Annotated in this window: 10 protein-coding genes; 2 read left to right on the plus strand and 8 right to left on the minus strand. The window is 41.9% G+C overall.

All coding sequences use genetic code 11. From position 1 onward, the window contains the following. Window positions 1-54: 54 nt before the first annotated feature. Window positions 55-597 carry a thioredoxin-dependent thiol peroxidase gene (bcp, locus tag PDL71_RS03620; protein ID WP_407525464.1) on the minus strand — a complete coding sequence of 181 codons (543 nt, stop codon included), beginning with the start codon at window positions 595-597 and terminating at the stop codon, window positions 55-57. Window positions 598-667: 70 nt separating this feature from the next. Then, window positions 668-2,371 carry a M23 family metallopeptidase gene (locus tag PDL71_RS03625; RefSeq protein ID WP_407525467.1) on the minus strand — a complete coding sequence of 568 codons (1,704 nt, stop codon included), beginning with the start codon at window positions 2,369-2,371 and terminating at the stop codon, window positions 668-670. Window positions 2,372-2,700: 329 nt separating this feature from the next. Here PDL71_RS03625 and carB point away from each other — a divergent pair, with 329 nt between their 5' ends. Together carB and PDL71_RS03635 are read left to right on the plus strand one after the other, a co-directional pair. Continuing rightward, the gene (gene carB / locus PDL71_RS03630; RefSeq protein ID WP_407525470.1) at window positions 2,701-4,344 is read left to right on the plus strand and encodes a carbamoyl-phosphate synthase large subunit; all 1,644 of its coding nucleotides are present in this window, start codon (window positions 2,701-2,703) and stop codon (window positions 4,342-4,344) included. 102 nt (window positions 4,345-4,446) lie between these two features. Continuing rightward, window positions 4,447-5,547 (plus strand): SGNH/GDSL hydrolase family protein, encoded by a 1,101-nt coding sequence (locus PDL71_RS03635; protein ID WP_407525473.1) that lies wholly within the window; start codon window positions 4,447-4,449, stop codon window positions 5,545-5,547. On the opposite strand, the gene rluF is transcribed toward PDL71_RS03635, so the two are convergent. The 6 genes from rluF to PDL71_RS03665 all read right to left on the minus strand — a co-directional run bounded on the left by rluF (window position 5,528) and on the right by PDL71_RS03665 (window position 14,742). After that, entirely contained in the window at window positions 5,528-6,268 is a 741-nt protein-coding gene (rluF, locus tag PDL71_RS03640; RefSeq protein WP_407525476.1) for a 23S rRNA pseudouridine(2604) synthase RluF, read from the minus strand. The genes PDL71_RS03635 and rluF overlap by 20 nt on opposite strands. Window positions 6,269-6,285: 17 nt before the next feature. After that, window positions 6,286-7,290, minus strand: a complete 1,005-nt coding sequence (locus tag PDL71_RS03645; protein WP_407525479.1) for a DMT family transporter — start codon at window positions 7,288-7,290, stop codon at window positions 6,286-6,288. Between the two features lie 193 nt (window positions 7,291-7,483). Further along, window positions 7,484-9,007 carry a bifunctional phosphoribosylaminoimidazolecarboxamide formyltransferase/IMP cyclohydrolase gene (purH, locus tag PDL71_RS03650; RefSeq protein ID WP_407525481.1) on the minus strand — a complete coding sequence of 508 codons (1,524 nt, stop codon included), beginning with the start codon at window positions 9,005-9,007 and terminating at the stop codon, window positions 7,484-7,486. A 100-nt stretch (window positions 9,008-9,107) separates the two neighbouring features. Further along, window positions 9,108-11,177: a ComEC/Rec2 family competence protein gene (locus PDL71_RS03655; protein WP_407525484.1), complete on the minus strand. Its 2,070-nt coding sequence runs from the start codon at window positions 11,175-11,177 to the stop codon at window positions 9,108-9,110. Between the two features lie 103 nt (window positions 11,178-11,280). Beyond that, window positions 11,281-11,754, minus strand: coding sequence for a DinB family protein (locus tag PDL71_RS03660; protein ID WP_407525487.1), 474 nt, complete (start codon window positions 11,752-11,754; stop codon window positions 11,281-11,283). Between the two features lie 12 nt (window positions 11,755-11,766). Next, a complete protein-coding gene (locus tag PDL71_RS03665) occupies window positions 11,767-14,742 on the minus strand; it encodes a glycoside hydrolase family 3 N-terminal domain-containing protein (protein WP_407525489.1) in 2,976 nt (991 codons plus the stop codon). Window positions 14,743-14,774: the final 32 nt, after the last annotated feature.

A 14,774-nucleotide genomic window follows, 5' to 3' on the forward strand; every position in this document is an offset into this window, starting at 1 on the left:
TCGCAAATGAAAGTATCCTGAGCAGGTTAAAACCCTGGCTGAAAAGGAAATTTCTCAGCTCCAGCTATCCAGTATTTCCTGTACATGATTGCCGGTATCCGGCCGGTTAATAACACGAATGATAATTCCCTTTTCGTCAATCAAAAAAGTAGTGCGGATGAGTCCATCATAAATCTTGCCCATAAATTGTTTTTTACCCCACACATCAAAGGCATTGATTACTTCATGAGTTTCATCAGCAATTAAGCGGAAAGGAAGCTTGTATTTTGTTTCAAATTTTTTATGCTTTTCAACATTGTCTTCACTAACACCAATAATGTCAATACCATTTTTTTCAAGAAGTTTAAAATTGTCCCGAATGTTGCAAGCCTGTTTGGTACAGGTGGGCGTATCATCCTGCGGGTAGAAATAAACAACCCATTTCTTTCCTTTAAAACCGGCGGAACTAACTGGCTTACCATCCTGGTCAATACCCTTAAACGCAGGGGCTTTATCACCAGCTTTTAAACGGGTTTCGTGGTTTTTGAAAGGAGTTTTTTTAGCGACCTTTTTTTTGGGTACAGATTTTTTCTTTGCTGCTTTCTTTTTTGTAGCCATTATGCATCAAGTATTTCATCAAACAACAGCCAATGCTGCAAAAAGTTTTATAAGAGCAGAAAGCTGATGATTATTTTCTTGTAAACCTGATAATCCGTTCAGTAATATTCCCGGCTTCATCTTCTGCAATGAGCTTCAGTTCATGTTCTCCTTCGGGGCAATATTCATCAACCCGGTAACGGAAAACAGGTCCCAGCCCGCTGAACAAAAGCCATTCACCATCCAGCTCTGCACGAAAGCTGCGGATTTCTTTTTTGTTATCAGCAACCGTAACAGTAATCAATGTATTATTCACAACTGTTCCTTCATCTACAACCCCGGCAACTGCAATGGTAGGAGGTACTTCATCCACCTCTAACCAAAACTCACCAAACTCCCTGAACCTTGCTTCATACCAACCTTTCACCAAGGTTGCTCTTTCAATTACTGTTTTGCCACGTGCCGTTTTAATCATAATCACCCGGTTCCGTGCAGCTTCACTAATGGGTTTGTTTGGTTTGATGCGAAACATCATGCTGTCATGTACAGGAATCATCGGTGTGTGCATCACGTGAATGTTGGATACTGCCAAAGCACTCACTTTATAATTATAGTTGAAGCGGAACGCATCATAAAAACTTTTTTCAGTGCTTACCATTTGCACATCAGCTGTTTCAAATACATTGATCTGATTGGGCATCATATACCTGCTGTCTTTTTGCATATTAGCAGCAGGAGTAATTGCAGCATTACGCTTGATGTTAAAGGCAAGTGTGGTGGCATTGTCATTGGCATCTTTTACTACAATTTTTACAGCATGTGTAAGTGTATCATTTAAACGAATGAATCCATCCTCTTTTTTAAAGTAGATAGGGAGTCGGTCACCCGGCAAAGGTGAGAGATGCTGAAAATAAGAACCGCCGCCCGTTTTAATGCGGTAATCAATATGCGCATTGAGGTAACGTGTTTGCAGGTAATCAACACCATCAACCTGGAAACCGCTGATGGGTTCTTCATCCAGGTAAACAGCTGCTTCAAATATGCCGTTGTTATTAGGTACACCGGTAATACGATCTGTAGCTACAATGGCAAAACTGATAGCATCGCTGCTCACCGTTAACAAACCACCTGCAATGGTGTGCATGCCTTTACTGTGTACTAAGGGTACCATGCGTGGACTTTGTTCATAAGTGCTTCTGTTGCGGTCATAAACGGCAAGACGTGTTATATCCGGCGGAGTAACATCATACACCCGATGAAAAAGTAATGCGTTTAAACAGGCTTCGTCATTGGTTCTTCTGATTTCATAATGTACATGCGGGCCTGCACTGGCGCCCGTGTTACCGCTGTAACCAATAAGCTGACCCTTCTTTACAGGAAATTGATTTTTTTCAAACTCCACATCACCATTCCATTTCTGTTTGGCATACTGTGCTTCTTTAATCGCATCTGCAGTGGCGGGCGGAAAAGTATTCATGTGTGCATACAAGGTTGTAAAACCGTTTGGATGACTTACATAAATAGCATTACCAAAACCATTGGGGTCAATTTTTATTTTACTGATCCAGCCATCTGCCGGTGCATAAACCGGAAGATTTTCCCTGCGCAGTGTAAAAAGATCAAGGCCCATGTGAAAATGATTGGGCCGCATTTCACCAAAATTAGCATTGAGCTTTAGCGGAATATCCAGTGGATAACGAAAATAATTAGTGGGATAGTTTTGCTTTGGGAATAACTGACCGTGAGAGAATAATGTAAGAAGTATGAAGTATGACGTAAGAATGGGTTTTAGCATGAGTGCAAAATTAAAGCAAGAAGCATTGCCGCTGATGATACAGGCTGCAGTAGGCAAAAAATGTTTTTGGCTGAATAAATATTCTTCAGCTTATTTATTGATTTTAATTTCCTGCCTATGAAGTGTGCGATACTTCGGTTTCGCTCAGTACTGGCTGCCACGCTTTTAACTGTTGCTATGAAAATCCAAGCCTTCAAACGAGCGTGGCAAGGGACGATCCCACATGCACTCCAGTCGGTAACATCAACTTTATCTCTTCCACGCTTTGCGTGGAAAAATTAAACCCGCAAATGCGCTCAAACCAATATTTTTGCGGTCAAATTTCAACCATGCCAAAAGATACATCCATCAACTCGGTACTCATCATCGGCAGCGGCCCCATCATCATCGGCCAGGCCTGCGAATTTGACTACAGCGGAAGCCAGGCAGCCCGCAGTCTCCGGGAAGAAGGAATTAAGGTGATCCTCATCAACAGCAATCCTGCCACTATTATGACGGATCCCATGATGGCAGATAAAGTGTACCTGCTACCCCTAACGGTTGAAAGTATTGAACAGATTTTAGAAGAAAACCAGATTGATGCGGTGCTGCCAACCATGGGTGGACAAACAGCGCTGAACCTTTGTAAGGAAGCCGATGAACTGGGCATTTGGGAAAAATATAATTGCCGTTTGATTGGTGTGGATGTAAAAGCGATTGATACGGCTGAAGACAGGGAAAAATTCCGCCAGTTGATGTTACAGATTGGTATTGGAGTAGCGCCCAGTAAAGTAGCTAACTCCCTGCTGGAAGGAAAAGAATTTGCACAACAGATCGGTGTGCCCTTGGTAATCCGTCCTTCCTTTACATTAGGCGGAACAGGTGGTGGATTTGTAAACACGAAAGATGAACTGGATGCTGCATTGGAGAGAGGGTTGCAGGCCAGTCCCATTCATGAAGTGCTGGTGGAGAAAGCATTGCTGGGCTGGAAAGAGTTTGAACTGGAATTGTTGCGGGATAAGAATGATAATGTGGTAATCATTTGTACCGTTGAGAATTTTGATCCCATGGGCGTGCATACAGGCGACAGTATTACCGTTGCGCCAGCTATGACTTTGAGTGATACTGCTTTCCAGAATATGCGCAACATGGCCATCAAGATGATGCGCTCCCTGGGAAATTTTGCGGGTGGTTGTAATGTACAGTTTGCCTTGAACCCGGAAAATGAAGAAATCTATTCTGTGGAGATCAACCCACGTGTGAGCCGTTCCTCAGCTCTGGCAAGTAAAGCCACCGGTTACCCCATTGCGAAGATTGCAGCCAAGCTGGCGATTGGTTATACATTGGATGAATTGAAGAATCAAATCACCCAAACGACTTCTGCTTATTTTGAACCGGCGTTGGATTATGTGATTGTAAAAATGCCGAGATGGAATTTTGATAAGTTCAAAGGTGCTGATGACCGTCTTGGTTTGCAAATGAAGAGCGTGGGTGAAGTAATGGCAATCGGCAGAAGCTTTTCAGAAGCGGTACAAAAAGCCTGTCAGAGTTTAGAAAATAATGCAGTAGGCCTTGGTTACTACGGGTTAAGTGTAAAGAAGGCGGAAGAGTTGATTGAATATATTAAAGTACCGAAGTGGGACCGCATCTTCCGTATTAAAGATGCACTGATGGCAGGTGTGAGTGTGAAGACGATTGTAGAAGCTACTAAGATTGACCGCTGGTTTATTTACCAGATTCAGGATATTGTGAATATGGAAAAAGAACTGGCCAAGCATGATATGAAGAGTTTGCCGGAAAGTTTGCTGCGTGAAGCGAAGCGTATGGGTTTTGGTGATGAGCAGATCTGCCGCATTATGAAAGAAGATGCCAGCGAAGATGAGCTGTATGAAAAGCGTAAAGCATGGGGCATCAGCCGGGTTTATAAAATGGTGGATACCTGCAGTGCAGAGTTTGAAGCAAAGACGCCGTATTTCTATAGTACGTTTGAATAAAATGAAATCGTTCATCAATGAAAGCCTTGCTCCAAAAGCAGGGCTTTGTTGTTTTCATCAACCTCTAACTGTATCAGCAGCAGATTTCAATATCTTCACTTTATGAAGAAGAACCTCAAGGCATTGATGTTTGGTTGTTTTGTGGCGTTGCTGCTTTGCGAACTTGTTCTGCGTATCTATAATCCGTTTACCAATTTTACGAAACAGGGCAAACTGATACTTCCTGCTAATCAGCAGGTTGTTTTTCAAAACAAATGGATTGCACAACTTGATCCGCAGATTCATTACTCAAGAAATGCATTGGGTTTTCGTGGACCAATGCCGCCTGACAGTATCCATCAACTCAACTCTGTAATTTGCATCGGCGGAAGCACAACAGAGTGCCGTTTTTTGAGTGATGATCAAACATGGCCTGCATTGCTGCAGCTGCAATTGAAAGATTCCATTCCCCGTTTGTGGATCAACAATGCAGGTATTGACGGCCACTCCACGTTTGGTCATTTATTGTTGCTGAAGGAATATATACTCAAGTTGAAACCCCGTTATGTGTTACTGCTTAGCGGTGTGAATGATATTGAAACTGAAAAGCCGGAAACCTACGATGAAATGAATGAAAACAGCATCAGCTTCCGTTCATTGAAATCCTTCATCAAATCTGTACTTAATAAAACAGAAATAGGTGCTACCATATTCCAGGTATATGCTATAAAGCTGGCTTATAAAAAAGGACTCATTCACAGGGAGCTTGATTTTAAAAACCTTCCGGATACAGTGCTTGCCACTAAGTTCATGGAACAGAAATTAAAAGCGCAGCAGCCATTTGTGAAGGGTTATACAGAACGGTTAGAACAAATCATCAGCCTGTGCCTTCAAAACGGAGTACAGCCGGTATTACTCACACAACCCACTTTGTTTGGCGCTTATACTGATCCTGCTGGCGGTATAGTTATGAATGACAAATATTTGCCCGGCGCTGAACCTGTTACCAATAATGCTTTGCAGCAGCAGGTGCTTGCTCTGTATAATAATGCTGCTCTTTCATTTCGCCCCCGGGTTACCGTTATTAACCTTGACAGCCTGATGCCGAAAAGCACAGCCTATTATTATGACTTTATTCATTTTAATAAACCCGGTGCTGAAAAAGTAGCAGCGTTACTGGCGGCTGAATTAAAACGGCAGGTATTTAATCCCGGTGTTCGTTAGAAGAGTGCTCAATCATTTTCATCAAATCATTCATTTCCGGTTCACTTAAGTAGCGCCATTTGCCGGGAGCAATGGCACCAAGCTGTATGTGCATGATACGGGTGCGTTTAAGCTGAATCACATCGTAACCAAATACCTCACACATTCTTCTGATCTGCCGGTTCAATCCCTGTGTTAAGATGATGGAAAAGGTTTTGCCGCTCAGCTGTTTTACTTTGCAGGGTAATGTGGTAGTGCCAAGGATGCGAACACCACGGCTCATCTTTGCTGCAAAATCCGGCGTGAGTTTTTTATCAACTGTAACAATGTATTCTTTTTCATGCTCATTACCGGCACGGAGAATTTTATTAACGATATCACCATTGTTCGTGAGAAAGATCAATCCTTCTGAATCTTTATCCAACCGGCCAATAGGAAAAATGCGTTTGGGGTGATTGATAAAACGGATGATATTACTACGGTCTTTTTCATCTGTGGTAGAGGTAATGCCAACAGGTTTATTAAAGGCGATAATAAACTGATCCTGTTTGGCAGTTGATTTTACTTTCAACAGTTCATCATCAATATACACTTTGTCCTTGCTGCTTACCCTTGCGCCGGGCAGCGCTACGTTTTCATTGATGGAAACACGGCCCTGTTCAATGAGTTTATCTGCTTCACGACGGCTGCAGTAACCGGTGGAGCTGATGTATTTGTTGAGGCTGATGAGTTCTTCGGGCATGGGTGCAAAAGTAAGCATCAAACATCCATCACATCCCTCTGCTCTTCCGGAGATTTTTTAAAGGCTTTGTTCACGAGGTAAACCCCATAAAGCGTTACGCAACCACCTACCATTAATATAGCAGTAAGTGATTCGCCAAAAATCCATGCACCTAATAATACCGCTACTACCGGGTTGATATAGGCATAAATACTGGCCTGTTCTGTTGGCAGATGTTGTAAGGAATACAAATAAGCAACAAAGGCAATCAATGAGCCAAATACAACAAGATAGGCGATGGAAGCCCAGGATTGCCATGGAATATTAGGTATGGCGATAAAACGGGCATCAAACGTAGACATGAAAAATAAAACAGCTCCTGCCACCAGCATTTGAAAACCTAAACCAAAATAAGGATTGAAATGACTGGCGTGTTGCTTTGTATAGAGAGAACCAAAAGCCCAGGTCCAGGTGGCAATAATGCTGAGAATGATTCCAAAACGGAAATCAGGATTCAGAAAGTCTTTCAGGTGATCATAAAAAATAATACACACACCTGCAAAGCCAAGAACAAGTCCCACAATTGCTTTAACAGGAATTTTTTCTTTGTTGGTAAACAACCCAATGATCACCAGCCATAACGGAAAGATGGCTGCAATAATAGAACCCAGTCCGGCTGAAATATATTTTACACCCCAGGTACTTAAACCGTTGCTGCAAACAAAATTTAAAAACGCAAGTACCAGTAACGGTAATACATCTTTGGCTTTGGGCCATGCAGCACCTTTCATGGAGAAATAAATAAGATAAATGGCTCCACCAAGCATTTGACGGATACCGGCCATTTCCAATGCAGGCATATGCTTTACACCTTGTTTGGAGGCCAGCCAGGTAGTACCCCACAACACACTCACAACGGCTAATGCAAAAATGGCTTTTGCTCTTGTACCTTTTTGCCGGATGGTTAAAGGGTTCAGTGCTGATAAACTTTTTACAGTATCAGTAGCAGTAGAAATTGTTTTATTGAAACCTGATTTATGCATCGCCTCTCATCCCTTCCTTCTCTCCCAAGGAGAGAAGGCGGTACTGATTTTCTATTTTAAACTTTTTGTTCTTCCACATAAACTATTTGACTCTACTCTACACATTTCAAACTCTCAGATAGTAATAAGACATTCAAAAAAGCGTGGGCTGTGCCAAGCAATTCTCCCCCTTTGGGGGAGTTAGAGGGGGCTGCTAATGTTTAAAATGCCGCAAGCCTGTTATCACCATTGCAAGGTTGTTTTGTTTGCAATACTCAATAGAATCATTATCACGGATGGAACCGCCGGGCTGAATGAATGCTGTAATACCTGCCGCATGTCCCATCTGCACACAATCATTAAACGGAAAGAATGCGTCGCTGGCCATTACTGCACCATTCAAATCAAACTTGAACTGTTTTGCTTTTTCAACAGATTGGCGGAGTGAGTCAATACGACTGGTTTGTCCGCATCCTTTGCCCACCAGTTGTTTATTCTTTACTAAGGCTATGGCATTGCTCTTTAAATGTTTACAGATAAGATTGGCAAAAGCTAAATCTTCTTTTTCTGTTGCAGTTGTTTCTCTGCCACCTGCTTCTTTCCACTCCGTAAAATTGCCTTCATCAGTACCCTGCACTAATACACCGTTGAGTAATGATTTGAACTGATCTTTTGTTGCGGGTTGTGCTTTAAGCTGTAATAGAATTCTGTTCTTCTTTGATTTCAAAATGGCCAAGGCTTCACTGCTGAACGAAGGGGCAATGAGTACTTCAAAGAAAATTTCATTTATGGCATCAGCAGTGGCTTTGTCAATTTCACCATTGCACACCAGTACGCCACCAAATGCACTTTCAGGATCGCCGGCTAAGGCTGCATCCCAGCTATCTTTTACGGTGGGGCGTTGTGCCACACCGCATACATTGGTGTGTTTGATGATGGCAAAAACGGAGCCCCCATCCCCTAAAGGGGGGCTCTGAAACTCTCTGATTAATTGTAAAGCGGCATCAACATCAACCAGATTATTATAGCTTAATTCTTTTCCGTTTACTTGTGTAAAAAGTTCATCGAGGTTTCCGTAAAAGCGGGCCGTTTGATGCGGGTTTTCGCCATAGCGTAAAATCTTTTCTTCTTTATTGAAAGCCGTTTCAATAGCTGATTGATGAAAATAATTGCTGATGGCGGTATCATAAGCGGTACATACATCAAAAGCTTTGATGGCAAAACTTCTTCTTTGTTCGTAAGATGTTTCGCCATTCTGGTTGCGTAAGATTTCTTCCAGCACCGCATATTCCTTTTTTGCAGCCAGCACCACCACATCTTTATGGTTTTTGGCAGCAGCACGAATCATGGATGGTCCGCCAATATCAATTTTTTCAATGATTTGCTTTTCATCTGTTGTAGAAGCCACCGTTTCTTCGAAGGGGTATAAATCAACAATCACCAGGTCCATTTCAGGAATATTGTATTGCTTCATTTCAGCCAGGTGCTGCTCATCATCACGCTTACCAAGGATGCCGCCAAAAACAGAAGGATGCAATGTTTTTACCCTGCCACCCAGTATGGAAGGATAACTGGTAAGATTTTCAACCGGAATAACAGGAACACCCAGCTTTTCAATAAAGGCCTGTGTGCCGCCCGTAGAGTAAATGGTTACACCTTGCTGATATAATAACTGAACGAGTGAATCCAGCCCGTCTTTATAAAAAACAGAGATAAGGGCTGATTGAATTTTTTTCATGTTTGAAGAAGCTTTACCACGAAGGCGCAAAGTCACAAAGAAGCAACCTCAACGTCTTCGTGTCTTAGTGGTAATAAAAAGAAGCCGCAAAGGTAGCGGTCTACAGGTTCATCACAAAAGCGCCTTGTTCACCTGTTGTGAAAAACGGAATTTGGTAACGTTGGCAATCTTCTTTCCATTTTTTGATTTTCCATTGCGGGTTGGAGCTGTCAAACACAATAAGCTTTGGTTCAACGGCTTTGAGCAGGTATTCGATATACAATCTGGGATTATGACTTACAATAAGTACATCCACTTTCAGTTTCTGTTCCATTGGCTGAAAGCGGTAGTTCTCCTGCAGAAAAAATATCGTTTTATGATTGATGCGGTAAACTGTTTGGCTGAAGAGATTAGGCGTGAGCCCCTGCTCGTAGGTACGGTGTACAATACGGGAAGGTTTCAGGTGAAAATTCCTGAGAAAGCCATCTTTCAGCAAAATGGTATCACCGGTAAAAAGATAATGATGGCCCAGCATAAAATCAGTAGCCGCATGCTGTGATAAATTATAGACCACTAATTTTTGCTGCGTGTTGGTGTGGTATGCATAAAAACTTTGCAGCCCAAAAAATAAAACAAGACAGATCAAACTCCATTTCAGTGCTTTCGTGTTTTTATGCAGCAACCAGATGGCAGTGGCTGTAATGAACAAATACAGCAGCAGGGTTTGTAAAGGTGTATGCATAATGCCATCTGTTACAGCAAATGAAAAATGATCCACCCAGGTTATAAACCCGTTCATCCATTTTAATAAATGAGTCAATACAAAGCCAACCGCATGTGAAAGCAACTCAGAAAACGAAACAACAACCAACAGGATTTCGCCAAACAAAATCATACTGCTCAGCGGTACAGCTACAATATTGGTAATGAGAAATAAATTCGGCGCCTGGTGAAAATGGTACATACATAAAGGCAGTGTGAGTATTTGTGCTGATAGCGTAACGGCACTGAGTTGCCATAGTTTATCAAGTAATGGGTTGCTGATGCTGAACCAATGATAAATCGGCTTCATGAACACAACAATGCTTAATACAGCTGCGTACGATAACTGGAAACCCACATCCCACAAAAGGAACGGATTCCATAACAGCATCACAAATGAAGAGGCTGCCATGCTGTTGTAGATGTTTCCTTTTTTACCCATCAGTTCACCCAATGCAATTATGCTGAACATGAATGCAGCCCTCACCACCGAAGCGCCCGCACCTGTGAGTAAACTGAATATCCACAAACAGGCAAAAGCTATTACCGGCTTCAACCATTTTAATTGCTTGCGTTTGTCTAATGGCTTCAACAGTAAGAGCAATAGCCAGTAAATCAGTCCAAGATGCAAGCCGCTGATGGCAATTACATGTACCACACCTGTATTGCTGTAAGCTTGTACTAAATCTCTATCCAGATCATCACGGTAGCCAATCAATAATGCCTCAGCCACGCTTACTTCCTGATTGCCGACAATATTTTTTCTGAGCACATTCAGAATGTATGCCTTGGTATTAAATAACCATTTCTGAAAACTGTTTTGTTTTGTAAACTTATCAATAACATAATCCTTACTGTTGAGAAAAAGCTGATGGGTGATACCGTTGAACAAAGCATAACGTTTGTAATCAAATCCACCGGGGTTACCTGCGTTCTGAATGAGCGGAATGCGTTTAGCTGTGAGAATTATTGAGCCGTATTTAAGGTTGGGTTTACTGCTATCCTTCCGGAAGTAAAGCATGAGTTTCCCGGTTACAGGCTGTGTTTGTTGCTTATTTTTTATTGAAACAAACTCAGCCAGCGCCTTATATGATTTTTCCTTTTCACTTAAAGGCTCCAGTAAACGAATAGCTGTAATGTCTCCTTCATGATAAGCATATCCAAACCAGCTGTTTTTAAAAGTTGGTTGCCGCAGTTGAACCAGTGTAACAGCTAAAGAAGCAAGCAGTAAGTTAACACCTGCGCCAAGTAACCATCTTACCCTTTGTTCACGTTGCCAAAGAAAGTATAACAACAGGCAAAACAAGGAAGCTGAAAAGATGATGAGTGCAATAATTAATGTTAGCTGAAAATACCAGGCAGCAATTATTGCCGGCATCATCGGCAGCAGAAAGCGAAGAAAGGGGATGCTTTTCCAGATAGACAGCATAGCAGGTATTTGCTGTAAGATAAACAGCAATCCTGCAAACTGCAAGCAGGAGTTCTCATTGCAATTTTAAAAAGGCGTAATCATCAATCCTGAATTCGAAACGTCACTCTCCTAATAAATTCTTCAAAAAGGCAATCTGCCCCAAGTGATAAATATTGTGTTGCATCAACCCGTTCAGCAAAAAGCGGTAGTTATATTCCCTGTTAGGAAGCTTTTGACTCAGCAGTGCGTCATCTTTTGTTTCAAGTAAAGCCACCAGTTTTTTATGTGTTTGCTCCAGTTCTTCCAATGCTGCATTCCATGTATGCACTTTAGGATCAATGCCCCGCCAGTTAGCAGGTATTTCACCAATATCACCTTCCCTTATTGTACCATTTACGGCATCTGCAGTAAAATGCATCCATGCAATCATGTGGTACACAATTTCAATGGCAGCATGTGAGTGAGGCGGATTGATATACACAACAGCCGGGTGAATTTTCTTTAACATCACCATCACTGCATCACCATACCAGGGTTGATGATACATTACATTATCCATATTACGGATGATGGATTGCATTTCTTTGTTATTCATAGATAATTCATTTTAATTAAGTAAAACTTTATACAATTCATCCTGTACTTTACCACGTACATTCAATGAAAGTAATCTTGTATTCGTGCCTCCATCCGGATATACACGGTTGCTTAAGAAAACATATACAATTTTATTCGTCGGGTCTGCCCATACACAGGTGCCTGTATAACCTGTATGTCCGAATGTTTGCTCTGATGAAAGAATGGAAGGATAGCCGTCTTTACGCATTAAGGTGTCCTTACCCATGTATTGTTTCATCACCATGCGTTCCGGTTTGTCAAAACCTAAACCACGGCGGCTGTTTTCACTGCCATAAGCTGTAAATAAATCAACCGTTTCTTTTTTAAAGAATTGGTGATTGCCAATGGTGCCGCCATTGTTGAGCATTTGCATGAGTACAGCTAATTCATAAGCCGTGCTGAACAGTCCTGCATGACCTGCTATGCCGCCGAACATAGCAGCGCCGGGGTCATGTACATCGCCTCTTAATTGCTGGCGTCTGAAAATCACTTCATGTTCTGTAGGAACAATCTGTTGCAGGGAAAGATGATTGCGAGGTAAAAAACCGGAATGATGCAGATCCAAGGGTTCGTAAAATGTTTTACGTACATAGGCATCTAATGTCATACCCGTGAGTTGCTCTACAATCTTACCAAGGAAGATAAAATCATTATCACTGTACACATATTTTCCGTTGGACCCCAGTTCGCTTTGCAGAATGCGTTGAAACATCGTATCCCGCCAGTCGTTGCGCATATATAATTCATTTGCTACACGAATATTGTATTGCGCATCGGCCACACTTTCAAACTTATCATCTTCAGGTACGCCTGTCTGTGAATCAATTACTTCTTTAAAAAAAGGGATCCATGCTTTGAGCCCGGCACGGTGAAGTAAAATATCTTCCAGCAGCAGATCAGCTTTGTTGCTGCCGTTTACCCATGGCAGGTAAGTGCCGAGGTTTTTTTTTAAGTCAATCTTTCCTTCTTCGTACAACTTCATAATGGCAAGGGTAGTGGCACAGATCTTTGTAACAGAAGCCATGTCAAACACACTTTCTGTAGTCATCGGCTGTGTTTGTTCGTAATCATAATGGCCATAAGCTTTTTCAAAGGCGATCACTCCATCTTTTACAGCCATCACTACACAGCCGGGGAAAGCACGTCGGGCAATAGCGTCTGCAACAATGGAATCAACCGTTACAAATTTTGAAGGATCAATAATTTTTTTTTCGAGATATACTGCTGCAGCTTTTGGATAACTCAGTCCGCTGCCATATTGAAAGTTTTCACACACCGTTACAGGCAGCTTACCATGCGGATTTATTTTGCCGGTGATAATTTCAAAAGTTTTACGCTGGATGATATCATTATCCTCATAGCAAACCATTAAATTTTTAGCGTTGCAAAAGTTTTTGGCTGCATAAGGATTGCCATATAAAATAATGGATGCCTTCGGCAGCAGCAGTACTTCATTAGCTAATTGCAGGGCAGCATTACTGATGCCGAAGTTATTGGCCGGTCTTCTGCTGTAATTGTGCAAGCCAATCACCACCTGCCGGTAATTCTTTTTCAGTAATTCAGCCATTGATGCAATCCGTCCCGCATCATCTTTATAACCAAAGAAGAAAATATCTGCATTAAATTCTTCTTTCATTTTTTTAGTAATGGTATTTTCAGTGGTGGTGCCAATGGCCAGATAAGCCATCTTCATTTCTTCATTGGTTACTTTATTTACAAAGGCAATAGCGGAGGGATTGAAAGGGAAAACAGATTCTTCATTTTTCAGCAGGGTAATAGCATGTTCTGCAATGCGTACATTCAAAGCAGCAGTGCCCGCATTTAAATCTTCCACCAGGTTTTCAGTGTTGATAGGTTGCATATTTCCTAAGCCGTATAAATATTTTGCCATGAGCACACGATGCACACGGCTGTTAATATCATCCCAGTTAAGTTGTTTCTTTTTGATAGCGGTTTTTATCTTGTTAATAGCAGCAGGAATATCAGAGGGAAGACATAATAAATCGTTTCCTGCAAGTATGGATTGTACGCTTGCTTCTCCATCCGGGAAAAACTTTTTTACCCCCTGCATTTCCAGTGCATCCGTAAACGTAAGACCGGTGTATTGCAATTCATTCCGCAGAAGTTTGGTGACATTGTTATACGAGAGCGACGTAGCAACATTCTTTGTATTATCAATAACAGGAATGTAGAGGTGTGCCACCATTACACTGCCCACTCCGTTTGAAAATAATTCACGAAACGGATAGAGTTCTAATGAATCCAGTTGTGGTTTTGTTTTATTAATGATGGGTAAGTCATAGTGGCTGTCAGTATCTGTGTCACCATGACCCGGGAAATGTTTGGCGCAAGCCATCACGCCATGGTCCTGCATTCCTTTCATTACCTGTACACCAAAGAGCGACACTTTGTATTTATCTTCTCCAAAAGAACGGTCATTAATTACAGGATTATTGGGATTATTATTCACATCAACAACAGGTGCAAAGTTTACCTGTATGCCGATGCGCTTGCACTGTTGGGCAATAAGTTTTCCGTATTCATAAGCAAATTGAGCATCAGGCACAGCGCCCAGCATTAATTGGCGGGGCAGACTGATGACACTGTCTAACCGCATGCCCAATCCCCACTCTCCATCAATCGTAATCATCAGTGGTGTTTGAGCGATACTTTGGTAGTAGTTAGTGAGATTCGCCTGGCGTACAGGTCCGCCCTGGAAAAAGCACAAACCGCCTACGTTGTATTTTTTAATTTGATTGGTTACAAGATTCACATGGTCTGCACCCAGGTTACTGTGTGCACGTACAATCATGAGTTGTGCAATACGTTGGTCTTTGGTTAAAGAGGCCAGCACACTATCGGCCCAGCTTTTTGCTTTTACCTGCGGCGTTTGTGCATGTGTTTGCAGGTACAAAAAGCCAATAAAGAAGTAAAGCGAGGTCTTCTGCAAAAACGTTTTTACCATAGGTGATAAAGTTAGTGAATTATGTTGCTGTG

Origin of the sequence: Lacibacter sp. MH-610 (assembly GCF_045780045.1) — a bacterium.
GTDB lineage: Bacteria > Bacteroidota > Bacteroidia > Chitinophagales > Chitinophagaceae > Lacibacter.